Source organism: Paenibacillus sp. N22P23 (assembly GCF_059383735.1).
The window spans coordinates 1042885-1068121 of the sequence record NZ_JBXENT010000001.1; the positions used below are offsets into that span (position 1 = coordinate 1042885).

The 25237-nt window shown below is 47.9% G+C and carries 23 protein-coding genes; 20 read left to right on the plus strand and 3 right to left on the minus strand.

The window, feature by feature from the left end; all coding sequences use genetic code 11:
* The first annotated feature begins 2 nt into the window (after positions 1 to 2).
* Genes AC506A_RS05085 through AC506A_RS05095 form a run of 3 tightly spaced genes read left to right on the plus strand, consistent with a single transcriptional unit; the run spans position 3 to position 2550 of the window.
* Complete coding sequence (locus tag AC506A_RS05085) at positions 3 to 1205, plus strand: Ger(x)C family spore germination protein (RefSeq protein WP_495459880.1); 1203 nt, start codon at positions 3 to 5, stop codon at positions 1203 to 1205.
* A complete protein-coding gene (locus tag AC506A_RS05090; RefSeq protein WP_495459881.1) occupies positions 1206 to 1427 on the plus strand; it encodes a hypothetical protein in 222 nt (73 codons plus the stop codon). It abuts the gene before it with no gap.
* Positions 1428 to 1446: 19 nt separating this feature from the next.
* Entirely contained in the window at positions 1447 to 2550 is a 1104-nt protein-coding gene (locus AC506A_RS05095) for a GerAB/ArcD/ProY family transporter (protein ID WP_495459882.1), read from the plus strand.
* Positions 2551 to 2656: 106 nt separating this feature from the next.
* On the opposite strand, the gene AC506A_RS05100 is transcribed toward AC506A_RS05095, so the two are convergent.
* Complete coding sequence (locus tag AC506A_RS05100) at positions 2657 to 3043, minus strand: LysM peptidoglycan-binding domain-containing protein (RefSeq protein ID WP_495459883.1); 387 nt, start codon at positions 3041 to 3043, stop codon at positions 2657 to 2659.
* A gap of 164 nt (positions 3044 to 3207) precedes the next feature.
* Between AC506A_RS05100 and AC506A_RS05105 the strand changes: the two genes are divergently transcribed.
* Positions 3208 to 3690, plus strand: a complete 483-nt coding sequence (locus AC506A_RS05105; RefSeq protein WP_495459884.1) for a GyrI-like domain-containing protein — start codon at positions 3208 to 3210, stop codon at positions 3688 to 3690.
* A 183-nt stretch (positions 3691 to 3873) separates the two neighbouring features.
* The gene (locus tag AC506A_RS05110; protein ID WP_495459885.1) at positions 3874 to 5964 is read left to right on the plus strand and encodes a transglycosylase domain-containing protein; all 2091 of its coding nucleotides are present in this window, start codon (positions 3874 to 3876) and stop codon (positions 5962 to 5964) included.
* Between the two features lie 69 nt (positions 5965 to 6033).
* Here AC506A_RS05110 and AC506A_RS05115 read toward each other — a convergent pair whose 3' ends face one another.
* Positions 6034 to 7629 carry a phytoene desaturase family protein gene (locus tag AC506A_RS05115; protein ID WP_495459886.1) on the minus strand — a complete coding sequence of 532 codons (1596 nt, stop codon included), beginning with the start codon at positions 7627 to 7629 and terminating at the stop codon, positions 6034 to 6036.
* A 213-nt stretch (positions 7630 to 7842) separates the two neighbouring features.
* Between AC506A_RS05115 and AC506A_RS05120 the strand changes: the two genes are divergently transcribed.
* The 13 genes from AC506A_RS05120 to AC506A_RS05180 all read left to right on the plus strand — a co-directional run bounded on the left by AC506A_RS05120 (position 7843) and on the right by AC506A_RS05180 (position 23448).
* A complete protein-coding gene (locus AC506A_RS05120) occupies positions 7843 to 8124 on the plus strand; it encodes a helix-turn-helix domain-containing protein (protein WP_495459887.1) in 282 nt (93 codons plus the stop codon).
* Between the two features lie 70 nt (positions 8125 to 8194).
* Complete coding sequence (locus AC506A_RS05125; protein ID WP_495459888.1) at positions 8195 to 8755, plus strand: 50S ribosomal protein L25; 561 nt, start codon at positions 8195 to 8197, stop codon at positions 8753 to 8755.
* Positions 8756 to 8945: 190 nt separating this feature from the next.
* On the plus strand, positions 8946 to 9743 hold the full coding sequence (locus AC506A_RS05130; RefSeq protein WP_495459889.1) for an HAD family hydrolase: 798 nt from the start codon (positions 8946 to 8948) through the stop codon (positions 9741 to 9743).
* Between the two features lie 29 nt (positions 9744 to 9772).
* Positions 9773 to 11527 carry a cache domain-containing sensor histidine kinase gene (locus AC506A_RS05135; protein WP_495459890.1) on the plus strand — a complete coding sequence of 585 codons (1755 nt, stop codon included), beginning with the start codon at positions 9773 to 9775 and terminating at the stop codon, positions 11525 to 11527.
* Complete coding sequence (locus AC506A_RS05140; RefSeq protein ID WP_495459891.1) at positions 11520 to 13184, plus strand: response regulator transcription factor; 1665 nt, start codon at positions 11520 to 11522, stop codon at positions 13182 to 13184. Before AC506A_RS05135 ends, AC506A_RS05140 begins: the two co-directional genes overlap by 8 nt.
* Before the next feature lie 184 nt (positions 13185 to 13368).
* Positions 13369 to 15120 (plus strand): extracellular solute-binding protein, encoded by a 1752-nt coding sequence (locus AC506A_RS05145; protein WP_495459892.1) that lies wholly within the window; start codon positions 13369 to 13371, stop codon positions 15118 to 15120.
* A gap of 101 nt (positions 15121 to 15221) precedes the next feature.
* Positions 15222 to 16121, plus strand: a complete 900-nt coding sequence (locus AC506A_RS05150) for an ABC transporter permease (RefSeq protein ID WP_495459893.1) — start codon at positions 15222 to 15224, stop codon at positions 16119 to 16121.
* Positions 16122 to 16138: 17 nt separating this feature from the next.
* Positions 16139 to 17032 (plus strand): carbohydrate ABC transporter permease, encoded by an 894-nt coding sequence (locus AC506A_RS05155; protein ID WP_495459894.1) that lies wholly within the window; start codon positions 16139 to 16141, stop codon positions 17030 to 17032.
* A 43-nt stretch (positions 17033 to 17075) separates the two neighbouring features.
* Positions 17076 to 18110, plus strand: a complete 1035-nt coding sequence (locus tag AC506A_RS05160) for a zinc-dependent alcohol dehydrogenase family protein (protein WP_495459895.1) — start codon at positions 17076 to 17078, stop codon at positions 18108 to 18110.
* The gene (locus AC506A_RS05165; protein ID WP_495459896.1) at positions 18107 to 19138 is read left to right on the plus strand and encodes a Gfo/Idh/MocA family protein; all 1032 of its coding nucleotides are present in this window, start codon (positions 18107 to 18109) and stop codon (positions 19136 to 19138) included. The genes AC506A_RS05160 and AC506A_RS05165 overlap by 4 nt, the downstream gene beginning before the upstream one ends.
* A gap of 26 nt (positions 19139 to 19164) precedes the next feature.
* Entirely contained in the window at positions 19165 to 21291 is a 2127-nt protein-coding gene (locus tag AC506A_RS05170) for a Sip1-related alpha-galactosidase (RefSeq protein WP_495459897.1), read from the plus strand.
* A 9-nt stretch (positions 21292 to 21300) separates the two neighbouring features.
* A complete protein-coding gene (locus AC506A_RS05175; protein ID WP_495459898.1) occupies positions 21301 to 22935 on the plus strand; it encodes a glycoside hydrolase family 140 protein in 1635 nt (544 codons plus the stop codon).
* 246 nt (positions 22936 to 23181) lie between these two features.
* Positions 23182 to 23448, plus strand: coding sequence for a hypothetical protein (locus tag AC506A_RS05180; RefSeq protein WP_495459899.1), 267 nt, complete (start codon positions 23182 to 23184; stop codon positions 23446 to 23448).
* 89 nt (positions 23449 to 23537) lie between these two features.
* Here the strand turns inward: AC506A_RS05180 and AC506A_RS05185 are convergent, their stop codons facing one another.
* On the minus strand, positions 23538 to 23837 hold the full coding sequence (locus AC506A_RS05185) for a hypothetical protein (protein WP_495459900.1): 300 nt from the start codon (positions 23835 to 23837) through the stop codon (positions 23538 to 23540).
* A gap of 177 nt (positions 23838 to 24014) precedes the next feature.
* Here AC506A_RS05185 and AC506A_RS05190 point away from each other — a divergent pair, with 177 nt between their 5' ends.
* Together AC506A_RS05190 and AC506A_RS05195 are read left to right on the plus strand one after the other, a co-directional pair.
* Positions 24015 to 24575 (plus strand): RNA polymerase sigma factor, encoded by a 561-nt coding sequence (locus tag AC506A_RS05190; protein WP_495459901.1) that lies wholly within the window; start codon positions 24015 to 24017, stop codon positions 24573 to 24575.
* Positions 24559 to 25224, plus strand: coding sequence for a DUF4367 domain-containing protein (locus AC506A_RS05195; RefSeq protein WP_495459902.1), 666 nt, complete (start codon positions 24559 to 24561; stop codon positions 25222 to 25224). Before AC506A_RS05190 ends, AC506A_RS05195 begins: the two co-directional genes overlap by 17 nt.
* The last annotated feature ends 13 nt before the right edge of the window (positions 25225 to 25237 follow it).

Genomic DNA, 25237 nt, shown 5'->3' on the forward strand with positions numbered 1-25237 from the left:
ACGTGGGGACTCCTCGGATCACTCGATTATATGCGATAGGTCTCCTCTTTACATTACTGACCTGGGTTTTATGTGGCTGCTGGTCTAGTGTTGAACTCAACGAAAGAGCGTTTGCACGCGTGATGATGATTGACAAGTCTGAGAAAGGAATTGAGCTTACGCTCGGATTCCCACTTCCCAATCGAATGAGCGGAGGCGGAATTGGCAGTGCAACATCTTCTCCTAATGAACCGCCATTTACGATGGTTACGAAAGTCGGCCACGATCTCGGGGAAGCCTATCGGCTCATGCAAGCTGACTTGTCTCGCAAAATTACGTTCGGGCAGCTTCGAAACATACTGATTGGCAAATCGTTTGCCGAGCAAGGGGTACTTCCCGTTATTGACTTTCTTGCTCGCAATACAGGCATTCACATTAATGCAAATCTATTTGTAACAGAAGGCTCAGCAAAGGAAGTCGAAAGCATTCCATTGACCTTCGAACGGTTTCTTACGGATATCCTGACGGCTTATTCAAAGGAACAGACGACGCTCGGGGTAACTGCTAAGGATGTCATCATGGCCATGATGGTTGGGGGAGACTTTCTGCTGCCAATGCTGGTATTCGGGAAAACCGGGGCCAAAGTTGAAAAAGCTGGTGAAAAATGGATGGGGACCGATGGAGCTGCCTTATTTCGGCAAGGGAAGCTGGTCTCCCGGCTCAACACGAAGGAAACAAGGGCAGCCATGTGGATCACGAACGGATCTAACGATCGTATGATGCGTATTGCTTCCCCCTCAGACGGCAAGCCGATCAGCTTCATATTGATTGGAAAGAAAACAGGTATCAAGCCTGTTTTGCAGGGAGACCGGATTCGATTCGTAATCTCCTGCAAAGGTACGGCAAAGATACTTGCCAGTGAGTCTACACTTGATGTAACGGACATCAAGCAAATCGCCGTCCTTGAGAAGCTTCTAAACCAGTCATTGAAGGAACGGATTCACATGGCGGTAAAGCATACGCAAGCATCAAAAACAGATGTATTTGGATTTGGACAGCGGATCAAATGGCGAGCACCGAAGAAATGGAATCAGCTGAAAAACAATTGGAGAGACATCTACCAGAAACAAGTCGTCGTAGATTCCAAGGTTGATATTAAGATCAAATGGATCGGCGGTTCCCAGGAACCAATATGGAATATCAAATCCGAAACAGGCGGTGAGTGAATGATAACGGTAACGGTCACCTTCGGCTTAATCACCTACTTCGAATGGCGTTATCTGAAGAGTCATAATCGGAGCAAGCGGTCGTTTCGCATCGTCATTAGTTTTGTAACGATTCTGTGGGTCCTTATGGCTGCAGTCATCATGCTGCAGGATCGTTTCTCCGTTGGAGAAGCTATTGCCAACCTGTTTGAGCCGTTGCAAAAGCTGCTGTTTCTAGTTTGATGGAGGAGGAGTAGCGGAGATGCGAATTACACAGCTGCAGCTATATATGATGTTCACTCAGTTTCTATTCTCTACTGCAATCGGCTTCTTCATTGGCCCCATCGTTCAGCAGGCGGGGTTCATGTCTTGGGTCAGCGTCATTCTCGGTTTCGCTCTGGGACTGTTGATTACTTACTTCTCCTATCGACTTGTATTGCGAAGGCCGGATCAGCTTCTCGGTGTATATGGGAAGGACATTATGGGCAGGTGGCTGCACGTTGTAGTCTTCGCGACAGCCATAGTCATCCATTTGTATATTTCTGCCTTCATCCTTCGCGAGTTGACTGATTTCATCGTTCAAATCTATTTGCCGGGAACACCTGACTGGGCTGTTGCAACATTGTTTGGCATCTGCATCGCTCGCGCTGTCCGCTCGGGACCTGTACACTTCTTCCGAAGCGCGCAGGGTCTGTTTCTATTTAGCCTAATTGCAGTTATATTATTCCCGCTTTACTCTTCGAGTCAAATAGATACGGACAAGCTGTTTGCATTAATTACCGATTTCAAACCGGGCGGGATTTGGGAAGGGACGATATTCACAGCAGCACTTTTTGGTGAGATGTCATTTATCATTTATTTTAATCCTTACATAGAAAAGAAAGAGAAAACCTTTCGGACGTTAATGTGGGCAGGAATTACGGCAGTTATAGTGATTATTGTCAACATGGTCGCTATTCTGCTCCTCTTTGGATCTGAATTGACGGCAACGCTGACTTATCCGACGCTGGAAATGATCCGCTACATGAAACCAGGTTCTTTTCTGGAAAATCTAGATCCGATATTAATCGTATTTTGGCTGTTCAGCGTGCTGCTGAAGATCGGTTTATTCTTACTTGCCGGGACGCTTATGACCGCCAATCTGTTCGGGCTGAAGGACCATAAACCTTTCTCCTATGGGATGGCTGCGGCTATGATTACCTTGTCGATATACATTTTCCATTCCACCGCTGATATCCAAGACATTACGAAGCACAGTGAATCAACCATGTTATTGATGAAGGGAAGTTTGCCCGCGTTGTATCTGCTCGTAGATTGGCTGCGTAACAGAAAGGCAGGGCCGGTAACCTCTCTGCCGCCTTCATAGCGTCCATAGTGGAGAAGAAACAGAAAAAGCCTTCTGATTCGCATTACGATGCGGATCGGAGGGCTTGTTGTATGTTCACCCGGATTATGGAATGTAGGTGATGCTATTATTTCTGAACTTCAGACGGTTGATGTGCCATCTCCGAATAGGTTTTATGACAAACCATATTGGATATGCGCGGGATGACCATCGTTTCGCCTACTTTCAATTGGTTCGGATTCTTATGCTGCGGGTTTGCTTCCTCTAAGATCGGCATCGGGATGTTATATTTGTGACCGATAGAAGCGAACGTATCCCCTGCTTGAACTTGGTGCTGTGCGAAAACCATGTCATCCGATTGATCGTCTCTAAAGAAGGGGAAGAAAAATGGTGAAAAGGAGAAGAAAGGAAACAAGAAACGTCCTGGGAAGAACGGATGGGGAAAGGGACGGAAGAATGGGCGACGGCCGAAGCCTCCTCCGAATCCACCTCCAGGGAAAAATCCACGGTTCATTTCGGTAACCTCCATGATGTTGGAATAGTCATTTGACTATATAGAATATCCCTATAGGCTCGGAATCGTTACAGTAAATTTGGGAAAATATTCTTAACATAAGGGCAGGAAACGTTATCCAACTCTAGAATTGTTGACGTATAACGTGAAAATGAGGTGCAAGAATGAAGATTGAAATCGTTCAAACAAGTGCAATTACTTCTTATGTTGGAGTACGGGCGAGCAGTCTTATGACGAATTTAGGTGATGCTGTTAGCCAGGCGATACAAGAGGTAGTTGAGAGAAGCAAAGAAATTGGGAATATCAGAAATCGTGAAGTGACTTATGGAATTACACCTCCGAATTATAAAGGGAACGACGGTCTTCTTGATTTTTACTGCTGCTATGAAGTAGATCCTCTAGCAAATGTACCTCACGGCATGGTTCATCTTCACTTCTTGCCTAGAATGTATTCGGTTACCTACTACCGTGGGGCTGCTAGCAAGCTCGTCACTGCCTATGATTTTACATCCAAATGGCTTGCTGAAAATGGCTATCAGTATGACGATGTATCGTATTATTTTGAAAGATACGACGAGAAGACGATGCGAGAAACAGATGATGAAAGAAATGAAATCACGATTTATTGTCCAATCAAGGAGAAATAATGACATAAGTGTCAGCTTACTGCTATGCATAGAAATCCGCGGAAATCGCAGTTTTTTTTATTTAATTGCGCAATGCCCAGTAATTACAAAGAACGAAATATGGTTCCAACCTACTGAAAGTCGGTTCTCTCTGCGAACTACTATCTGAGGCAAGGCAGGATAGCAAGAGGTTGGGAGACTTATATGAAACCGATTAGTAAAGAGAAATCGACAGTACAAATGTCGTGGAAGAAGATAGGAATAGCAGTAATACTGACAGGTATCTTAGTTATTGCTTTAGGCTGGGCCTTCTTTGGCGCATTGGTTAACAAACAGGATATTACGTTGCTGGCAAAGCCGCTTCCGGCAGCAACGATTATTTATGATCAGGATGACAAAGAAGCAAGTCGAATATCGCTCAATATCATTGAACCTGTAAAATTTGAGCTTTTGCCGAAGCATCTCATTGATGCAGTTGTTGCGGTTGAAGATAAACGCTTCTTTGAGCATGACGGGGCTGACCTATGGGGGATTGGTCGTGCGCTTATGACCAACTTAACGAATGGAAAGACGGTACAAGGAGCGAGCACGATCACACAGCAGCTGGCTAAGAACGTCTTTCTGACTCATGATCGAACGTGGGGAAGGAAATGGAACGAAGTACTCTTATCCAAAAAAATTGAGGGGCAATATGATAAACAACAAATTATAGAGATGTACCTCAACCAAATCTATTTTGGCGAAGGGGCTTGGGGAATTAAACGCGCTGCAGAGACTTACTTTAGCAAGAAAGTTGAGAACCTTACACTTTCAGAGTCAGCGCTGCTGGCAGGCATCATCAGAGCGCCTTCGGCGCTTTCGCCATTTAAGCATCTCGATAAGGCATTAGAACGCCGCAACACTGTACTTCAGCTCATGAAGGATCAGGGGAAGCTAAGTCAAGCTGTGTTTGATAAGACGATCCGTGAATCGATAAAACTCGGGAGCTCCAAGCCTAACCGTGGAGACGCGATAAAGTATCCGTATTACGTGGATCAAATCATTCGAGAAGCGTCGGCCCTGTACGGATTGACCGAGAATGAAATCCTGCATGGAGGACTACGGATACACACAACTTTGGATACGAAAATGCAGCAGGCCGCAGAACATGTTTATTCGAAGGATTCGGTGTTTCCAAATAGCGATGCCGATCAGCTTATTCAAAGTGGTGCGATATTGGTCGATCCGCGTGACGGCGGGATTAAGGCGCTCGTTGGCGGAAGAGGGCAGCAGCCGTTTCGGGGATTTAACCGCGCCGTGCAGCTGAAGCGACAGCCCGGTTCTACGATGAAGCCGATATCTGTGTATACGCCGGCTTTTGAACAAGGCTATCGTCCTGAGGATACGCTGCTTGACGAGCCGGTCGCTTTCGGAGGGTATGAACCGAAGAATGCCGGAGGGGGCTACCACGGAGAAGTATCGATCTACGAAGCGATCGTAAATTCTTACAATATTCCGGCCGTTCGGTTATTGAATGAGATGGGAATTGATGCAGGGATGGAGGCAGCAGAGCGCTTCGGAATCGAGCTCAAGGAAGAGGACAGAACGCTCGGGCTCGCACTAGGCGGTTTACAAGAAGGCGTTTCGCCACTAACTATGGCCGAAGCTTTCGGAGTATTCGCCAATGACGGGACTCGCATGCATGCACACTCCATTATCAGCATCGAATCAGCAGAAGGTGAAGTGCTGGCGGAAGCTGCTGAGGATGCAGGTGTGAAAACAACCGAGTCTTTCGTTGCACGTACGATGACTGCAATGCTTGAAGGAGTCGTACAGGAAGGAACGGGGGAGGCAGCAGCACTGGCAGGTCGACCTGTCGCCGGTAAAACAGGCACAACCGAAATGCCGGGAACCGGGGGAGAAGGGATTAAAGACAACTGGTTTGTCGGCTATACTCCTCAGCTCGTTGGAGCCGTATGGCTTGGATATGATCATACTGATTCGCAACATTATCTGACGACTACATCAAAGGCTGCGGCAGCAGTTTTCCAGGAGCTGATGAGTGAGGCACTTAGTGGCGAACCAATACTCGCTTTTCCGAAAGCGCCTGGCAGCGCTGGGAAGAAACCCGGTAAACCACCGAAAGCTGATGATAGAGACAAGGACCATAAGCCAGGAGATAAGGGAAACAAGGGTCCGGGACATAAAGGAACTGATCATAAAGGACCGGATAAAGGTCCAAAGAAAGACCACGGTAAGAAAGACGAGGGGCCACACCAGAAGGAGCACAAAAAGCATGGTGAGCCGAAAGATTGATTGAGTAGGATCATCTTAATCCAAAGCTCTGGCTGCCGGAGAATAACTCCGGCAGCCTTTGTTACGCTCTTATCCATGCATATCTTGAGCTAATAATTGCTGCGCCACGATATAACCTGATCCGCCGTTAATGCCATGTCCCGGCCAAGTGGCCGCGCCTAACATGTACAGATTGGGAATTGCAGTTCTGTGGCTCGGTTGAGATGGCAGCGGACGGAACAAATAGCTTTGCGCGAAATCATGGGAACCGCCATAAGGGTCGCCAGGTCCGGAATTCGGATTAAAACGAGCGATTGTGTCTGGCGTTACGACGGATTTGCCAATAATGGCGCTTGGAATGTTCGGAATATGTTTGCCAACTACATTGATTACACGTTCCGTGAATCGTTCGGTAAGTTCATGCGTCCATGATCCATCACCAACGTCTATCACTCCGGCTGCATCGCCGCGGGGACGACATGGTACTTCTAGAACTTGGATCCGCATAATGGCTTTGCCAGCCGGCGCTCTGGTCGGATCAAGATTGGTCGAGCAATCGACTGTGAAAGTCGGTTTGGCCGGCAGCAGATCGGCCATCCCTTGTGCGATTGCTTGGGTGAAACCGTCAAGTCCATCGGTTAAGTGAGGCTGTCCAACGCGATCAAATCGCCCATCTGGCCACTTCGGTGCTTCACTGAGTGCTAGATGGATCTGAACGCAGCCTCTTCCATAACGGAATCGATTCGCTTCAGCGCGGATCTCAGGTTTCACTTCTGCATCCGACAAGAGCGATAGGAACAGCTGGTCCGGTCCAGTAGAGGCTACAACGGCGTGTTTCGCGTGGAACTCTTCGCCACCTTCCGTACGTATGCCGACAGCTTTTCCATTCTTAACCATAATCTTCTTGACCATCGCTCCTGTAATGATCGTGCCACCTTGATCCTGTACTAACCGAGTCAAAGCCAGTGCCAGCTTTTCGCTTCCACCCGCGGGTATAGGCATCCCGCCGCCCATTAGCGCCATCGAGGTGAGTGGCACCCAGATCCCGCTGCCGATTTCGTCAGGTGTTCGTCCTAAATGTGTGACCCAGGAAGCCAACATGGCGCGCATGACAGGAGAATGGAATTCGCTTACGACATTACGGGCGGTCGAGAAGAGGGAAGGAGCGAATGTAGTTAGGCTTTTACCTCCAACTCGTTTGTCATAGAGCAGCTTATGAATAATTTCGGTCGCTTGCTGACTGGATAGGTCTAAGTTAAATAACTCGAATACATCACCTGCATAAGGTGTAAATGCTTCGAACATACGGCTGAGCACGGCACCATCACCGGGAGCCAGACGATCGGCTTCGAGAGCAAGCTCTTCGGCAGACCGCGCGAAGACGGCCGTTTCCCCATTTTCCATGGAAACACCGGTGGGCAGATCCGTATTCACGTAATGCAAGCCTCGCGCTTCGAGCTCCTTCTTGAAATCCGCATAAGCAGGTCCGGTTAGGAAAAGAGGGTGCGCAGCGGAGTATACATCATGCTTAAACCCTGGCAATGTCAGTTCTTCCGTACGTAAAAAGCCGCCTGGGCGATCGTTCTTCTCCAGCATTAGGACGCTTCTTCCCGCGCGTGTCAAATAAGCGGCCGCAATCAGCGCGTTATGGCCACTGCCAATCATGATGACATCATACTTGTTCAATGACGATCCCCCCTCCAAGATTAAGTGCCAATTTCAGTTTAACGTAATGGTAGGAGCGAGAATTGACGCATACTGTCGTCTAGTCCAAATTTTTCCTAAAATATTTGTGTGCATATTATAAAGCTAATAATTACGCATCTATTGACCGTTATTTCTTGTCAATTAATTGACTCATCAATCGTTCCTTTATATATTAAATGAGGGGGTGCGTGAATGATGGTCATACGAAGTAGACTTAAAGAGGTTATGGAGAATCATGATCCTAAATTATCGATTCGTAAGCTTGCGAAGGAGGTCAATTATCATTTTGATTCTATTCGCCGCATGTATAAAGATGAGATGGTTCAGTATCCGAGAGATTTGCTGCTGAAACTCTGTTTATACTTTCATGTACAACCAGGTGAGTTGATTGGAATCGAAAAGGCTGCTGATACGGATCAAGTAACGGATCAATCGATTTCATCGCAGGATGATCGCATTGAAGAGCTCAATTGACTAGATTCTATGGTCATGATATAATGTTGATGACAAGAATTTATGGTCAAAGAGAGCGGGAAACAAACAAATGAGTATATTTATTCAATTAAACAAACGTACTGGAGAAACAAAGTCCCATAGGAATCAAGCAAGAAAGCAGGGGCGTATTCCGGCCGTGTTGTATGGTATTGGTAAAGATACTTTGTCTTTAGAAGTGAAAGAATCGGAAATGCTGGAAATTTTGAGAAGCAATCCGCGGGCAATTCTGCAAGCCACTACTGCTGATGAGAAAGTGATGCCGATCAAAGTGCAGAACATTCAACGTGAAGTAATGACAGGCAAACTGCTGCATATTGATTTTCATCATGTGAATATGACGGAAAATATGGATAGTAAAGTGACGATTCACTTTGCAGGCGAAGCGATTGGCGTGAAATCCGGTGGGACATTGACGGTACTTATACATGAAGTTGAAGTTCGTTGTATGCCTGGCGATTTGCCTACTACAATGGAAGTAGACATCAGTAACCTTGACGCCGGCGATCAACTGCTCGTATCCGATTTGATCTTCCAAGCGGGTATCGAAGTATTGACAGATCCGAAAACTGTCATGATTCAGATCAAAAAGGTACATGAGGAAATCGCATAATCGACTTCAATCGTTTACACATATAAAAACTCTCAGCGACTGCTGAGAGTTTTTTTCTGTTTCGCATTGCGATTCAGGAGGGCTTTATTGCTGCTACTAGTCTATTGTAGTTATTGACACAAAGAAAGTTATCGCACTATTCTGGTAGTAACATCACGATACACGAACCAATTTGGCAGGAGGGATCGAATTGATCAAATTAATCGTTAGCGATATCGATGGTACATTAATGGATCGCAGTAAAGTCATTCTGCAGAGTGACATCGACGCCGTTCAAGCTGCCAACAAGTTAGGGGTCCGTTTATGCCTCGCTTCGGGTAGATTGTATGGGGAAATCGAAGCAGTGAGAGAGCAATTGCAGCAATCCTGCTTTGCGATTTGTCAGAATGGGGCTTCCGTTGTATCGGAGAGTGGGCAGCTGTTAGCTGCCAACGTGTACGATACGAATCTTGCCGCGGCCGTACTGGCTAAAGTCGACACGCCCGATCTTGTAGTTGTGGTTTGTACAGCTGAGGGAAATTCGGTTCAGAGAAACGATGAGTTTGCTGCCCACATTTGTACGCGCTTTCTTTCCCCGCCTAATCGGGAGCCACACATACAGGTGGCAGTTCAGGCTGGAATGAGCGTGACCAAATTTTCCGTATATGGCGAAGTGGAGCGTCTTGAAAGTATGCTAATCGAGCTCAAAGCCGCTTTCGGAGCATCCATTACCGCTTCGTTCTCAGATCCGGACGGTATCGATGTCATGCCGGGAGGCGTGGATAAGGGAGCCGGCATTCGCTTACTGATGGAACAGCTTAACCTTGAACCGGATGAGGTAGCTTGCATCGGAGATTCGTTTAATGACCTCGCCATGTTCGATCTGTGCCGCAACAGCTTTGCGATGTCCCATGCCAATGATGCAGTACGCTCAAGGGCAACCTATGTGGTAGACAGCGTCAGTGAAGCAATTGGTCAGATTCTGCCGGAAATCATCAAACCTAGCTAAACGCATGCGTTGAACGCTCGATGAGGGACGTGGGAGAACTGAAAAATAAATGGAAGAATACCGTATTCCTAAGACTCATTCTCATGTTCCTGATTATTATTTCACTTTTATTCGGTATCGGCATTAACATTTATAATTGGGGCGCCCGTTCAATTAAAGAGGAAATCAATAATTCGATGATCGAACAGGTTAAATTCTATTTGAATGGGCTGGATACCGAAATCCAGCGCATGAAGCTGCTGCAATACGAGTTTGTAGCTGATGAAGATCTAAACGAGCTTGCTTATACCAGTAAGTCTATGAACAATTTCGAGAAATCGAAAGCCATGCTAAGAGTGCAGCGCCATTTGAATACAGTCAAGCGAAGCAGTCGCTACATTGACGATGTCAAGGTAAGTATTATCGGTCTGCAGACGACCATATCCGCTACAGAAGGCGTAATCAAAATGAACACGGATCCGACGGTGTTCCTAGATGATCCTTACTTGTCGGCCGATTCGCAGATGACGGTTCAGAATGGTGTTTTTCATCTCTATGTGGCTTACCCCATTTTCAATAAGAATGCCAAGAAAATCTCCTATGTGATTGAAATCAATCTTTTGGAAAGCGCTTTCCAGTTTGATATGAAGCAGTTCAACTCGTATAAAGACAGCTTGACCATGATCACCGACCGAAACGCGCACTATATGCTGGACAGCGGAAACGCCATCCATTCCAGGGAAAGCATGCTTGCTGCATTGGGAAAGGAAATGAAGAAAGCGCAGACCGGCACCTATTACGAACAAGTGAATGGGAAAAAGTACCTCGCCATCTATTCCACCTCCAAATATTTAGGACTCAGCCTCACAAGATACATACCGGAGAGAGCGGTCTTTAGCCAGCTGAACAGCTATCAGATCTGGCTGTGGGTTTTTGCCGTTGTATCCTTTGTCATCGTCGTCTTGTTTTCCATTTCAATCTACAGCTTCATCCACAAACCACTTCATAGATTAATGCGAGCCTTTAAGAAAGTCGAGAGCGGCGACTTGAAAGTCAACATTGAACATCAGCATGATGATGAATTCCGGTATCTGTACCGCAATTTCAACCGAATGGTAGGAAATATTGACACGCTGATCGACCAAGTCTATAAGCAGAAAATATTGATGCAAAACGCGGAGCTTAAGCAGCTGCAAGCCCAAATTAATCCCCATTTTCTGTATAATACGTTCTTTATCCTGTACAGCCTTGCACGGGCGGAAGATTATGAGAACGTCATGAGCTTTCTGAAGCAATTGGGAAGCTACTTCAAATTCATAACTCGTAATGGAGAAGCCGAAGTTCCACTGTTTAAGGAAGTCGAACATGCGCGCACCTATACCAATATCCAAGCGTTACGGTTCTCAAGGCGAATTTCGATCGACTTTGAAGAATTGCCCGCCTCGTACAGTGCTATCCCCGTGCCACGTTTAATTTTTCAACCCATCATAGAAAATTCCTTTAAGTATGGCTTAGAGGACAAGGAAACTGAAGGCGTTCTGCGCATCCAGTTCCGGGAAGTTCATAACTTCTTGCATATCATCATTGCGGATAACGGAAACGGGATGAACAGCACGGATATGATCAATCTGAAACATGCGTTGGCAAACAAAGAGTACGAAGGCGAGGTCACCGGGATCGTCAACATCCATAAACGACTCCAATTGATGTTCGGAGAAAACAGCGGGCTGCGCATAGAGGACAGTGACATCGGCGGATTAAAGGTCACGATCCTATTGGAATTGGGAGGAAATGTTCATGTATAAGCTGCTGGTAGTCGATGATGAACCCATTATCGTGGATGGATTGTATGAACACTTTAAAGAATTGAGGAGCTACCCACTGGACGTGTACAAGGCTTATTCCGGTACCGAAGCTTTGGACTGGCTCGCCAAGAAGAGGATCGATGTGGTTATCACCGACATTAGAATGCCGGGAATCGACGGGCTGCAGCTCATGGAAAGAATTCACCACAGCTGGCCTAGCTGTAAGGTGATCTTCCTGACCGGACATGACGAGTTTGAATATGTGTACAAGGCCATACGTCATGAAGGGGTAAAGTATCTGCTTAAGACTGAAGGTTATGAAAGCATCGTTGAAACCGTAGAGAAATTTCTGGAGCAAATCGGGCAAAACATGAAAAGCGAGGAGCTGCTGCGGCAAGCCCGAGATCAGTTGCTCAAGGCAGGACCTGTTCTGCAGAAGGAATTTCTGCTTGAGATTATGGAGGGGAATAACACGATCATCAGGCAGCAGCAGCTCGATGACCTGCAGATTCCGCTTCGGGCGGACAAGGGTCTTCTCCTGATAGCGGGTACCGTCTGCGAGGTAGAGGGTAAAGCAGATCCAGCCAGCAAAACGGATCTATTCGCCGTTCATTATTTCGTGGAGCAGCATATGTCGAAGGCTGCTGTCATTGCCAGTGTTACGAACAGGAATTACATGCTTTGGCTGCTGCAGGAGATCGACCATACAGAGGCTCATCCGACGTTATCCGGGGAGCACTTGATCTATCATAGTCGAGGGCAATTGGAAGCTGTTCAATCGATTTGCAGGGAGACGTTACAGCTTCCGGTTTCTTTTGCAATTTCCAAACCATCCGTGAAGTGGCACGAAATTTCCGAGGTTTTCATGAATCTGAAGACGATGCTGAATCATTGCAGTCTTGCAGGTATGGAAGCTGTTCTTGCAGCAGGAAGCCCCAGTGACGAAGAGTACGGATTACGCGTTAACATGAACCGGACTACCCACACGATCAAAAGCCAGCTCAAGAAACTGGAATCGATGGAAATCTATATGGAGCAAGGCAGGAAAGAAGAGTTCCTCCACATGTTCCGCGAAATTAGAAAGACGCACACGACGCAACTAAATCCAACCAGCATCGCCTACGAAATTTTCTATTCCTTGTCCTTACTGTATATCTCCTATATGAACCGGTACGGCCTCTATGAGACGGTTGCTGCCGGCGTGGATTGTGAGCGGCTTACCCAATACAACCGATTTCAATCGCTCGATGAAGCGCTTGAATATTTGGAAGCGGTGGCGATGCAACTATTCGAACTGCAAAACCTGGAACAAGAGAAGAGATCCGCCGCTGCCATACACCGAGTTCAGCACTACATTCAGGATCATCCGGATGGCGATTTGTCCTTAAGCACGCTCGCCGATATGGTCTATTTCAACCCCAAATACTTATCCCGGCTCTTCAAGCAAGAGACAGGGATGAACATGTCGGATTACATTTCAGAGGTCAAGTTGGGACTGGCCAAGGAACTCCTGAAGCAAAATGTGATGAAGATTCATGAAATCGCCGAGCGCGTAGGTTATTATTCGCCGCCGTATTTCACTCGTTTCTTTAAGAGAGCGACCCATATGTCGCCGCAGGAGTATCGGGAGGCTAATCAGCAAGTTGATGCCAAATAAACGCGCACGGTGTGACAATGAAGAATGTGATCTTACAGAATAAGGTAGGATCGCATTTTCACTTTGCAACACATGGATAAAAGACAACGAAGTAGAAAATGCATAGGTGCACAGGAGAAAAATAGGCACTTATAATTGGCATTAAGGGCCGGTCACTCTTAATTCGAAATGGTGGGGGAATGAAATGAGTATCGCCATGAAGAAAAAACGTATTTTTGTCGCCATTCTAGCTGCGGCGCTTGTGGTTACATCAGCAGCGTGCAGCAATGATTCGAACAACAATGAGAACAAGTCCTCCTCAGCAAACAACACCACGGATGAAACAACAACGAACGGAAATAAACCAGCTAACGAGACGAAAGCCGAACCTGCAGACCCATTTGGCAAATACGATCCTCCTATCACGATTAATGCCGGAAGAAAGTCGAGGCCGAACATTAAGTTCATCGAAGGCGAAGATTATACGAATAACGCGGTCAGCAGGGAGCTTCAAGATAAATTAGGGATCGACCTCAAGTACGATTGGATTGTCGATGAATCCCAGTATGAGACAAAGGTGAATTTGGCGATCGCCTCCGGTGATATTCCGGAAGCATTCCTCGTCACGGCAGCGCAGGAGCGACAGTTAATCGATGCCGATTTGATTCTGGATCTGACGGATCTGTTCGAGCAATACGCTTCACCGATGATGAGGAAAATCGTAAAAGGCAATCCCGATCTTTACAAAACCGTCCTCGTAGATGGCAAATTATTCGATATTCCAATGATGCCATCGATTGATTTCAATATGAACGTGCTTCATATCCGGAAGGATTGGATGGATAAGCTCGGCCTTACCCCGCCAAAGACAGCGGATGAGCTGTGGAACGTAATGGACGCCTTCGTAAACAAGGACCCTGACGGCAACGGTAAGAAGGATACCATCGGATTAAGCTTAAGCAAGGATTTGAGCAAGTCCAATGGTAAAGGCGATGTCTTCCCACTGTTCGCCATGTACAAAGCCTACCCAGGCATTTGGTCGAAGGATGCCTCTGGCAAGCTTACGTACGGAACCGTTCAGCCAGAAATGAAAGTTGCCTTGCAGAAGATGCAAGATATGTACAAAGCAGGATTAATCGATCCGGAATTTGCCGTTAAGGATCAAGGGAAAGTCGCGCAAGACATCGTAGCCGAGAAATCCGGCATCGAATTCGGTGTCTTCTGGACGCCGGCCTACCCTTGGCAGGATTTGAAGAAGAAGAACCCTAACATGGACATGTACAACTTGGATATTCCATCTGCGGATGGCCAGCCGGTCAATTCTGCAGTTGTCCTGAATCCACTGCAAAAGCTGGTCATCAGCAAAAAAGCCAAACATCCTGAAGCGATCATCAAAATGGTCAACCTGATGGAAGAGCTGTGGTGGGGATCCGGCGATCTGGCTGAATATTGGCAGGGCGTATTGAAGGATCCGAAATATAAAGATGTCGAAGGCGTAAATAACAACATTCCACTCCTCATGATGGAACCTCCGGCATTGAATTATGATCTTCAAGCAGATGTTACCGCTGCTGTCGATGCGAAGGATCCTAAAGTGGCGAAAATCAAGTATGCTCAGCTAGAAGCTTCGAACGCGCTCAAATACTTAAACGACAACGATTTGAATCAATGGGGAATCTGGAAGCTTCGCGTAGGACCGGATTCATCCACACACATCTCCAACATGAGACAGGATAATAAAAACTACATTGTAAGCGAGTTCTACGGATCTCCAGGCCCGGTACAAACCGAGAAATCATCGACCTTAGACAAAATGGAGAAGGAATTTATTACAAAGGTCATCATGGGCGCGGCTCCTGTCTCTGACTTCGACAAGTTTGTAGAGCAGTGGAAAGCTTCCGGTGGAGACGAACTCACGGCAGAAATCAATACCTGGTACGAAAACCAGCCGAAGTAATCGCATTGTCGTAAGCGCATTCAGAAACGTAGATGGGCCGGAGATGAGGCGTGGTTTCAAGCCAAAGCGCCTCATTCCCGTACCATGATGGAGGCTTAGTCATGAGGCATTCAAAATTGAGGCGAGAAATGCCTCTGCATTTGATGATATTACCGGCAATAGTGATCCTTCTCATATTCAGTTATGTGCCCATGATGGGGCTTGTCATCGCGTTCGAGAAATTTTCTCCGGCCAAAGGGATATTCGGCTCCAAATGGATCGGGCTTGATAACTTCACTTATTTAATTGAGCTGCCGGGGATCTTTAAGGTACTGTTTAATACCGTTTACATCGCAATCATGAAAATCATCGCAGAAATAACGGTGCCGCTAACGTTCGCACTTCTACTGAACGAAGTGGTTCTATCGAAATTCAAGAAATCCGTGCAAACGATCATTTATTTGCCTCATTTTCTATCGTGGATTATTCTCACCGGTATACTGATCGATTTCTTATCCCCATCTGATGGCGTCATTAACTCCATCATTAAGTCCTTCGGACTCGATCCCATCTTCTTCTTGGGCAACGAAAAGTGGTTCCCCTACATCATGGTTCTCACGCATACATGGAAAGAGTTCGGCTTTGGTACGATTATTTATCTTGCGGCGCTTACCAGCGTAGATCCGACGCATTATGAAGCTGCTGTTATCGATGGCGCAGGCAGATGGAAGCAGACGTGGTATGTGACGCTGCCGGCTATTATGCCTATCATCGTGCTAATGACAGTCTTGAGCCTCGGGAACGTGCTAAACGCAGGGTTTGACCAGATATTCAACATGTACAGTCCTGCGGTTTATAACACAGGTGACATTATTGATACGTTCATATACAGGCTCGGTATAGAGCAGGCGCAGTTCGGACCTTCCACCGCGGCTGGATTCTTCAAATCGATCGTTGCCCTGATTATGATTACGATATCCTATAGGCTTGCGGACAGGCTTGCAGGCTACAAGGTCTTTTAGGATGGAGGGGACACATCATGAAAAGGTACTATTCAACAAGCCGCAAAGTATTTGTCGTATGTAACTACACGCTTTTAACGATCGTCACATTTATTTGCCTGTTTCCCCTGATAAACGTGCTTGCGGTATCGTTCAGCAGCAGTTGGGCGGCAACGGGGGGATTGGTCAAGTTGTGGCCGGTCGGATTTACGCTTAGCTCGTATGAATATGTCATGCAGAAACCTGAATTTGTCACGTCATTTATCATTGCGACTAAGCGTTTGGGATTAGGTGTGCTGATCAATATGGTGTTGACCATATTAGCGGCTTATCCGTTATCCAAAGACAAGCAGACACTCCGAATTAGGGGGATCTACGCTTGGTTCTTTCTTATCACGATTCTATTCGCCGGCGGATTAATCCCGTGGTATCTGACGATTCGGGCAACGGGTTTGCTTGATACCATATGGGCTTTGGTTCTACCAGGGGCCGTTCCGGTATTCAATGTGATCCTGCTGCTTAACTTCTTCCGCCAGCTGCCCAAAGAAATCGAGGAATCGGCATTCATGGATGGTGCGGGGCACTGGACGAACCTGTGGAAAATATATATCCCTTTATCCATGCCAGCCATCGCTACACTGATCTTATTCTCGGCTGTAGGTCATTGGAACTCATGGTTCGACGGTCTCATTCTGATGAATACGCCTGAGCATTACCCGCTGCAGAGCTACCTTCAAACTGTCGTTAAAGGACTTGATGCGAAGTTCTGGAGCGGTCTCTCTGCTGAGGAAGTACAGAGGCTAAGCGAGATTAACGACAGAACCGCAAAGGCGGCACAGGTATTCCTAGCAGCGCTTCCGATCTTGTGCGTGTATCCTTTCCTGCAGCGATATTTTATGTCAGGTATTGTCCTAGGCAGCGTCAAAGGTTGAATGGATATGAACTTCTGATTAGTAGAGGAGCGGATGAAGAACGATGAAAACGAATCCCGAGCTGCAAACCATGAGAATTCCGATTTTTGCAGGGCAAGGAAAGATTGAATTCGGAGAGAGAGAACTTCCAACACCGGGGGCAGGCCAGCTGTTGCTCCAAGTGAAGGCGAACGCGCTGTGCGGCTCAGACCGAAGTCAATTTTATGACGGCAGCAAGGTAACCCCTGGTCATGAAGCTGCGGGGTTCATTGCCGCGGTTGGTCCGGGTACGAAGACAGCTGTGGGGACGACCGGCGTTGTATTTCTGATGGACTTCTGCGGCGATTGCCGGAGCTGCAAGCTGGGCTACACGAACCAATGTCTGAACAAGCGTGCTGATTACGGTTTTACCCATGATGGGGGTTATGGTCCTTACATGGTCGTGAACGAGAATGTTTTCTTCCCGGTCGATCCATCCATACCGCTTTCGGAAGCGACCATGCTTCTCGATATTATGGGAACAGGCGGGCACTCGATCAAGAGGGCGCTGCTGGTACGTAAGGATATCCAAACCGTGCTGATTGCCGGAGCAGGTCCCATTGGACTAGGCGTATTGGCAATGGCCAAATTACTGCTCGGTGAAGATGTGAAAGTATATATTATGGATTTTATACCCTACCGGTTAGAGCTTGCGAGGAAAATGGGGGCCATTCCGGTGAACCTCAGCAACAGCTCTTTAGACGAAGCTTTACGTGCTGAGGGCGAGGCTGGCGTTGATGCTGCCATTGATACGAGCGGTAAAACGGCAGGTCGTCAGACAGCACTTGATGCACTGAACCAACGCGGCGTGCTTGTATGTGTGGGCCATGGACAGGGATTGAATCTTAATGTTTCCAGCGATATGATCGCGCCTGAGCGTACCGTCATCGGCAGCGAGTATTTTCAATACGCCGAGTTAGAGGAGAATCATCAGCTCATTCTGAGCAACTTACCGTATCTCAGTCAAATCATTACGCATCGCTATGGATTAGATCAGATTCAGGAAGCTTACGAGCTGTTCTGGCAAGGCGACACCGGAAAGGTCATCATCGAACAATGACGCGGGCGGATAAACTTAAAGTAGCGTTGGTCGGAACAGGCGGCGTATCGCGAGTAGGTGAACTTTCCGCTGGATTTACGTCGCCGGGTAGTTGGGGGCTGCAGCATGCGCGCATTTTCTCGGCTCGTCCTGACGTTGATTTCTGCGCGATTGTAGGACGCGACATCGGGCGGACGAGGGAGAAAGCGGAGGAGTTTGGAACAAGAGCTTACGTGAGCGTGGCGGAGATGTTGGAGAAGGAGACGCCTGATCTTGTAAGCATGTGTCTGCCAAACCAAGGTCATTTCGAAGCGACGATGGAAGTCATTCAAGCTGGCTTCCCGCTGCTGGTAGAAAAGCCGCTCGTTTTCGATCTGAAGGAAGCCGACATGCTGCTTAATGAAGCGACAAAGCGCGGCGTATTCTTCGGTATTAATTTCAATCATCGATTCGCGAAGCCCGTCGCACTTGCGCGAGAGGCTATCGAAGCCGGTCGCCTTGGTGAACTGACGTTTGCTACTTGGCGTTTCGGCGGTGAAGGCGCGAGCGATCATCCACACGCGAATTTGATCGAAACCCAATGTCACGGCTTTGACATGCTGGAGTATCTCTGCGGCCCAATCGAATCGGTTATGGCGGAAATGACCGATAAAACGAATGGCGGCTATCGAACGATTGCGCTCGCTCTGCGTTTCACCAACGGGGCCGTTGGCACCTTGATCGGGACTTATGATTCTTCCTATGCTTATCCCGATACGCATCGAATTGAGCTTGACGGAACGCGAGGTAGGGCGGTCATTCACGATACGGTCAAGCGCTATACGTTCCATGCAGCTGGGAGTGAGATCGGAGAGACGTGGGAAGCCGGATACTTTAACGATGAGGGCAGAGATTTCCATCGCACCTTCGACCGTCATGTCGAAGCGCTGCTTCATGCGCTTCGTGCGGGAGAACGACCGCCGATTCCGGCTGAAGCCGGCTATCGTGCGTTGTTAATCGCTGACGCAGCGATTCGATCGTATCAAACCGGAAGTCGCATACGCGTTTAGCTCGATATCAGAAAGGGACGAATACGATGTTCGCTATCGCCGCAAATGCCGACGGCACCTTCGATCTGCTTCGTGGAGGTTGTCCCATTCTCACAGGTTGTCACCCGTTATTGACTATGCATGACGATACGGATTTGGAATTGTCCTTAATCGACGCTGAACGATCGAAGCAGATGATAGACGATGTTTATCAGCTCTCGTACCTCCACTCTGAGTTGTCAGTAAGTCTCACGCTGACCTTCCAATGCTCGAACGAAACCGTAGTCGTACGTGCGTTTGTGCATATTCCTACTTCGTTCAGCAGCAGAATGCTCTATCTACATCCAGAACGCGGCATACGATTTACGGCACAGGACGATCATTCGGCAGAAGGGATGCTGGCGAACTATAACACATATAGATGGTGGACCAGACCTGCGTTCGTCGATTGTTTCTCAGCGATTCCGGTCGGTAGCCAGTCGTTACTTTGGAAATCCAACAACGTGTATATGCAAGCCTTGGCAGGGCTGAGTGATAAGTTCGTTTCCTCCATGCAAGGCTCATCGGAGGCTGGACTTGTTATTCAGGCCTCATCCTTGCAGGGTGGCTGTCGTGAAGGAGAAGCACTGCTGTTTGTACTTGCCGCGCATGATGACCCCTACCAAGTGTTCGAAGTAGCAGCAAGAGAAGGTATCAAAGCAACAGGAGGCGTGCTCTCGACATTAGAGGAACGTACCTATCCGGATATGCTCGACTATCTCGGTTTCTGCAGTTGGGATGCTTTTCAGAAAGAAGTGAGCGCGGACGGGTTGCTGGCCAAGGCAGAAGAATTCCGGAGCAAAAATGTGCCGATCCGCTGGTTCCTGATTGACGAGGGATGGCTGGATACTGACGAGGAGAATCGATTGGTTTCCTTTCAAGCAGACCTTCATAAATTTCCCGATGGTCTTCGGAATGTCGTAAAAAAGCTCAAGTCGGAAAAGGGAGTTACTTGGGTGGGTATTTGGCATGCCATCACGGGTTATTGGAACGGAATAAGCCCCGATAGCCAGCTAGGTCGGGAAATGATGCCTTACTTGCTCCGTACCAGCGGAGAACGTCTTATTCCATATCCGGATGCTGTGCATGGCTTTCCCTATTGGCATGAATGGCATCATCGGTTAAGACAAGAGGGAATCGACTTCATCAAAGTAGACAGCCAAAGTTCGTTAAGCGAATTCGTCAGACATGACATTCCTGTCGGAGTAGCTTCACGAGGAGCCCATGCGGCACTTGAAGCTTCGGCCGGCATTCATTTTGGCATGCGTATGATCAACTGCATGGGGATGCGAACGGAAACGATCTGGAGCCGCCCGAGGTCAGCGGTGTCCCGCAGCAGTGACGACTTCGTTCCGAAGAAAGAGCATTCCTTCAGGGAGCATGCCATGCAGAACGCCTATAATTCGCTCTGCCACGGGCAGCTATACTGGGGAGACTGGGATATGTGGTGGACTGATCATCCTTATGCGCTGCAGAATGCACTTCTTCGGGCTGTGAGCGGCGGTCCCGTTTATGTCAGTGATCCTGTAGGCGCGACAATCGCCGAGGCGCTGCTTCCGCTAGTTCTCGATGACGGCCGCTTGCTGCGCTGCACGGGGCAGGGAATGCCGACCTCCGACATCCTGTTTCGAAGCCCGCTCGATCATCCCATTCCGCTTAAGGTGTGGAATCGATCCGCAGAGGCGGGCATTGTAGGCGTGTGGAACATTAACGATGCGGGAGAACGAGTGAGCGGAACACTTGGTGTATCCGATGTGCCCGGCCTCGAGGGCGAACGCTTTGCCGTCTTATCGCATCGGTCGGGAACGGTTACGTTTCTGGAGCATTCGGACAGCATGTCGATCGCCTTTGACAGCCAGGATTGCGAGCTATATGTCATCATGCCGGTCCGATATGGGATTGCTGTATTCGGTCTGACGAACAAATATATTTCACCCGCAACGATTCGGATACGTTTGGACGATACCAGCAAAACAACGGTTTTACTGCAGGAAGGCGGTATTCTCGGCTTCGCTTCAGCGTGTCCACCCACAAGTGTCCGAGTTGGAGGCGTGGAGAGGGAATGGGAAGAGTCAAACGGCCTTTATACCGTATTCGTTGAAGACGGCAGCAGCCAAGTTGAGATATGGAGGTAGTGCTTCCCGATGACACATCGAAAATGGAAAATAAGCGAGTTCGAAGCGACAACGGCCCGTCATTACGATAATCCTTTCTGGGATGTTCAGGTACGTGCAGAATTTAAGCACGAAGATGGGACGACTGTACAGAAGGTGAATGCCTACTACGACGGATTGAATGAAGACGGACGGCATCGTTGGAAGATCAGATGGACGCCAATAATAGAAGGAACGTGGGGATGCCGAATCATCGCGCTTCCCGCGAATGATGAATTGGAGGAGGAGTTCCGGCTAGTCGCGGAATCTCCGTCGCCTGGAAGCAGAGGGTTTCTCCGGGCAGCTCCGGAGGCCAAATTCGGTTTTGTCTTCGACAACGGCGACCCGATGTTTCTGTTCGGGGATACGCTCTACAATTTGTTCGGAGCTGCCTATTGCGGCGTTGATGTCGATAGCATTCTAAGGAAGCGGCAATCGCAAGGCATCAATTACATTCGGTCGCGGCTGCAGGTGAGTCCGTACCACCCTGAGCAGAGGAATCAGTGGCAGACGAAAGACTGCTGGCCTTGGGGAGGAAGCGCGCAATGGCCCGATTTCATGAGGGTTAATCTGGACTACTTCAAGGCCGTTGATCGGGTTGTTGCCTTGGCTTCGGAGCTGAAGATGGGCTTTGAGATGATCTTGCAAGGCTGGCTGATGGAATTTCCGTTTAACGACAGAAGTAAATTCATTGCAGAATATGAAGCATTCTGGCACGAGTACATCGTCGCGAGATATGCCGCTTTCGATTCGGTGTATATTTGGTGCCCTGCCAATGAGTACGAATATTATCCGCTTGGTCTGCCCGTCCGCTACAACAAAGAATCGAATCGTTGGCTCATGCGGTTGTCTGAACAAATACGCACTTTCGATCCACACGCACATCCGATAGGCGCGCATAATTGGGAACAAAAGCTTTCACTGGATGAGCGGGTGGGTCACTGCGAGACAATCGATGTTTATCTCGTACAGATCGACTGGGTTGCACAGATCTTCGGCGAGAAGAAGCCTGCGTCGCTGTGCATGGGGATCGAGCAGGATTTACGGCATCATGCGGGAAGCGGCTCGAAATCTGTCATTTGCGCAGAATTCGGATACGAGAAGGCAGATGGGCTGCTGACTGCATCGATCCATCTGCAATTGGATCATCACCATACCCGAAGAGGTCAATGGCGTGCAGGCTTCAGCGGTTATCCGATCGTGCATGGCTTCGACAATACGTGGGGACCGCATTTGCGGCTGGATAAGGAGCCGCAGGGTACGAATTATCTGCTTCCCTATTATCAATTCATGACGGAAACCGTCCGATTCGATAGACTGTCGCCTTCTCCTGAAAGTCTCGCTACTGCGACAGGGGCGGAACAAGACGGCACTTTGCCTTTGTGCCTGGCTGACCATGAGTCAGGGGTAACCGTTGTTTATTTTCCGACATTGGGTTCCGTTCAGCTCCGTGCCGAAGATTCGGATATCAAAGCTTCACACCGGTGGTTCAATCCGCGTACGGGACAAATCAGCGAGACGCTACTCTGCTCAGGCATTTCCTATACCACACCTGACGAAGTGGACGATCATGGGGATGAGGGTGATGACTGGGTGCTACTAGTGGAACGTACTGCTGAAAGATGAGTTGGAAGAAACCTTCCGTTTGATCCAGGCATTGGAGGAGAAGCGGAATCATTTGCCGGTGATTGAGGAAGCAAGAACAGGCTGAAAAGCTCGTGCAAGCCACAATCGATCGCTTCGGTACGCCGAAACGAGCAAGAGCATTAGCATTCGTCTTTTTAAATCCGCGTATATGGCGGATTTTTTTTATGGTTTAGCAGCATAACCCAAACAAAAATTGGGAACTGTACTCTAAAAGGGGTGTAGCCGATGAGTCTAGTGATACATGAAGGAAGTCGGCTAATAGCTTGGATTTTTGGAGTTGGAATGACGTCGTTAGGCGGATATCAGATTCGCGAATTTTATTTAGAATTAAGAGCAGCCAGAAGAGAAAAACATCTAAGGATATGGATTATTCTTGAAATATTTTTCGGAATAATAGCTTCAACTACAATTGTATGGATTATTCTATTTGTGATTGGCCTGCTTATTATAGTTGCTTTGACTGTTGATTGGTTACGAACCGTTTTAAACTAACGATAGGAGAACAGTATGTAATCAGATGTAGGGTTTTATAAAAATCCAAAAGACCTATATAAACAGGCCTTTTGGAGCGAAAATCGCAATCATTTAGGCATTAAGCGAGCTATATTAGCCGCGCCATACCCACCAGCCGTTGCTGTTATTCTGCCAACCGTTGCCGCCGCTAGAGCCATTGCTTCCACGTGAACCATTGCTGCCGCGAGAACCTTGAGAACCTTGAGTACCCTGGTTTGGACGTCTACAGTTGCAGTCACGCGAACTACGATCACCACGCGAACCTTGAGTACCTTGAGTACCTTGGTTTGGGCGATTACAGTTACAGTTACGCGAACCTTGGCTGCCTTGAGTGCCTTGCGTACCTTGGTTTGGACGATTACAACCACATGCCATATCTATCAACTCCTTTCTCATAGGATCTTAATAATATATGTGGTGAATCTATCAGATGTTATAGTTGTATGCCCATTTACTAGACAAAGGGTTATTCATTAAAAAAGTTGTTATCTCCATGCAGCGATTCTCCAACGAAGACCGTCTAATAGGGTGGAGGTGGTTATCCAGTGAAGCCGGCCGGCAATCAGAACAAAGAACAATTCTCGAAAGATCCTGGAGAAGCGCTCGAGCAGCTGATGGATCGTTACGGTGCAGTCGTCATGCGTACCGCTTATTTCTATACAGGTGATCGGCATCTTGCAGAGGATTTCAGTCAGGAAGTATTTCTACGCATCTATCGCAAATGGTCATCATTCCGTGGAGAGAGCAGCATCAAGACCTGGTTGACGACAATCACCATTAACGTCTGCAGAGACAAAATGGGGGTTCGAATGTTCACAGAGCAGCCTACCGATCCGAGCCAGATGGAGCGAGGTCGAACCATGAGTGTCGAGGAAGAGGCACTAGAACGACTGAAGAAAAGCGAATTGCTGCAATTTTTGCTTCGCTTACCTTTACCGTATCAAGAAGCGCTTTATTTGTATTATTATCTGGATCTAAGTACGAAGGAGATCGCAGAAGTGACCTCGTCACCGGAAGGTACCGTACGAAACAGACTTCACCGGGCACGTGAAGCGTTAGCTGCGCTGATCAATAAGGAGGAACTAACAAATGACAGACATCGATAATCAGTTACGTCAGCACCTTCGGGAAGAAGCGGATGACATCCTTTTCTCCGAAATGGAATTGAGTAATCGCATGAAACTGAAGATTCGGCAGCAAGCGGCTGCAGAGAAGATAAACCGTAGGTTCTTTTTCCCGAAAGTGTGGAAAATGGGGATTACCGCAGCAATTTTGGTCATTGCAGTATTCGTGATCGTTCAACAACAGAATACGGGTACGAATACGGCCGATCATGTACCGTCAACAAACCAAGGAACCAGTGGTTCGCAGCTGTCTCAATTGATCACAACACCTATAAGCTCTGTAGAAGAAGCAAAAACGTCCTTCGGTCCGAGCCTGCTTGTACCGGACGCCTTGCCGGAAGGTTATTCGATTTCGGAGATCGTAACGGTGGGTATGAAAGGAGAGCCCGTGAGGGATGTGATCTTCACTTATACGTCAGGCGAGAAGACGATGACGTTCACTGTGAGCCGCATGGCAGCTGTATTTCCTGTAGATTTGTTCAAACCGACTGAAGTGAGTGGAAGAGAGGGGTTTGTTTTTGAACAACCTGAACTCGTGGAGTTGTATTGGCTTGTAGACGATATTCAGTACGCCATTACCGGCCCGCTATCTGCGGATGAAGCGATGAAGATTGCTGAATCGATAAAATAACAATCCGGTTCAG

Bases quoted from the DNA above. Each gene is read 5' to 3' on its own strand.
- AC506A_RS05090 (WP_495459881.1), top strand. From the start codon at position 1,206: ATGATAACGGTAACGGTCACCTTCGGCTTAATCACCTACTTCGAATGG.
- AC506A_RS05095 (WP_495459882.1), top strand. From the start codon at position 1,447: ATGCGAATTACACAGCTGCAGCTATATATGATGTTCACTCAGTTTCTA.
- AC506A_RS05100 (WP_495459883.1), bottom strand. From the start codon at position 3,043: ATGAACCGTGGATTTTTCCCTGGAGGTGGATTCGGAGGAGGCTTCGGC.
- AC506A_RS05105 (WP_495459884.1), top strand. From the start codon at position 3,208: ATGAAGATTGAAATCGTTCAAACAAGTGCAATTACTTCTTATGTTGGA.
- AC506A_RS05110 (WP_495459885.1), top strand. From the start codon at position 3,874: ATGAAACCGATTAGTAAAGAGAAATCGACAGTACAAATGTCGTGGAAG.
- AC506A_RS05120 (WP_495459887.1), top strand. From the start codon at position 7,843: ATGATGGTCATACGAAGTAGACTTAAAGAGGTTATGGAGAATCATGAT.
- AC506A_RS05125 (WP_495459888.1), top strand. From the start codon at position 8,195: ATGAGTATATTTATTCAATTAAACAAACGTACTGGAGAAACAAAGTCC.
- AC506A_RS05140 (WP_495459891.1), top strand. From the start codon at position 11,520: ATGTATAAGCTGCTGGTAGTCGATGATGAACCCATTATCGTGGATGGA.
- AC506A_RS05145 (WP_495459892.1), top strand. From the start codon at position 13,369: ATGAGTATCGCCATGAAGAAAAAACGTATTTTTGTCGCCATTCTAGCT.
- AC506A_RS05150 (WP_495459893.1), top strand. From the start codon at position 15,222: ATGAGGCATTCAAAATTGAGGCGAGAAATGCCTCTGCATTTGATGATA.
- AC506A_RS05155 (WP_495459894.1), top strand. From the start codon at position 16,139: ATGAAAAGGTACTATTCAACAAGCCGCAAAGTATTTGTCGTATGTAAC.
- AC506A_RS05160 (WP_495459895.1), top strand. From the start codon at position 17,076: ATGAAAACGAATCCCGAGCTGCAAACCATGAGAATTCCGATTTTTGCA.
- AC506A_RS05165 (WP_495459896.1), top strand. From the start codon at position 18,107: ATGACGCGGGCGGATAAACTTAAAGTAGCGTTGGTCGGAACAGGCGGC.
- AC506A_RS05170 (WP_495459897.1), top strand. From the start codon at position 19,165: ATGTTCGCTATCGCCGCAAATGCCGACGGCACCTTCGATCTGCTTCGT.
- AC506A_RS05175 (WP_495459898.1), top strand. From the start codon at position 21,301: ATGACACATCGAAAATGGAAAATAAGCGAGTTCGAAGCGACAACGGCC.
- AC506A_RS05180 (WP_495459899.1), top strand. From the start codon at position 23,182: ATGAGTCTAGTGATACATGAAGGAAGTCGGCTAATAGCTTGGATTTTT.
- AC506A_RS05195 (WP_495459902.1), top strand. From the start codon at position 24,559: ATGACAGACATCGATAATCAGTTACGTCAGCACCTTCGGGAAGAAGCG.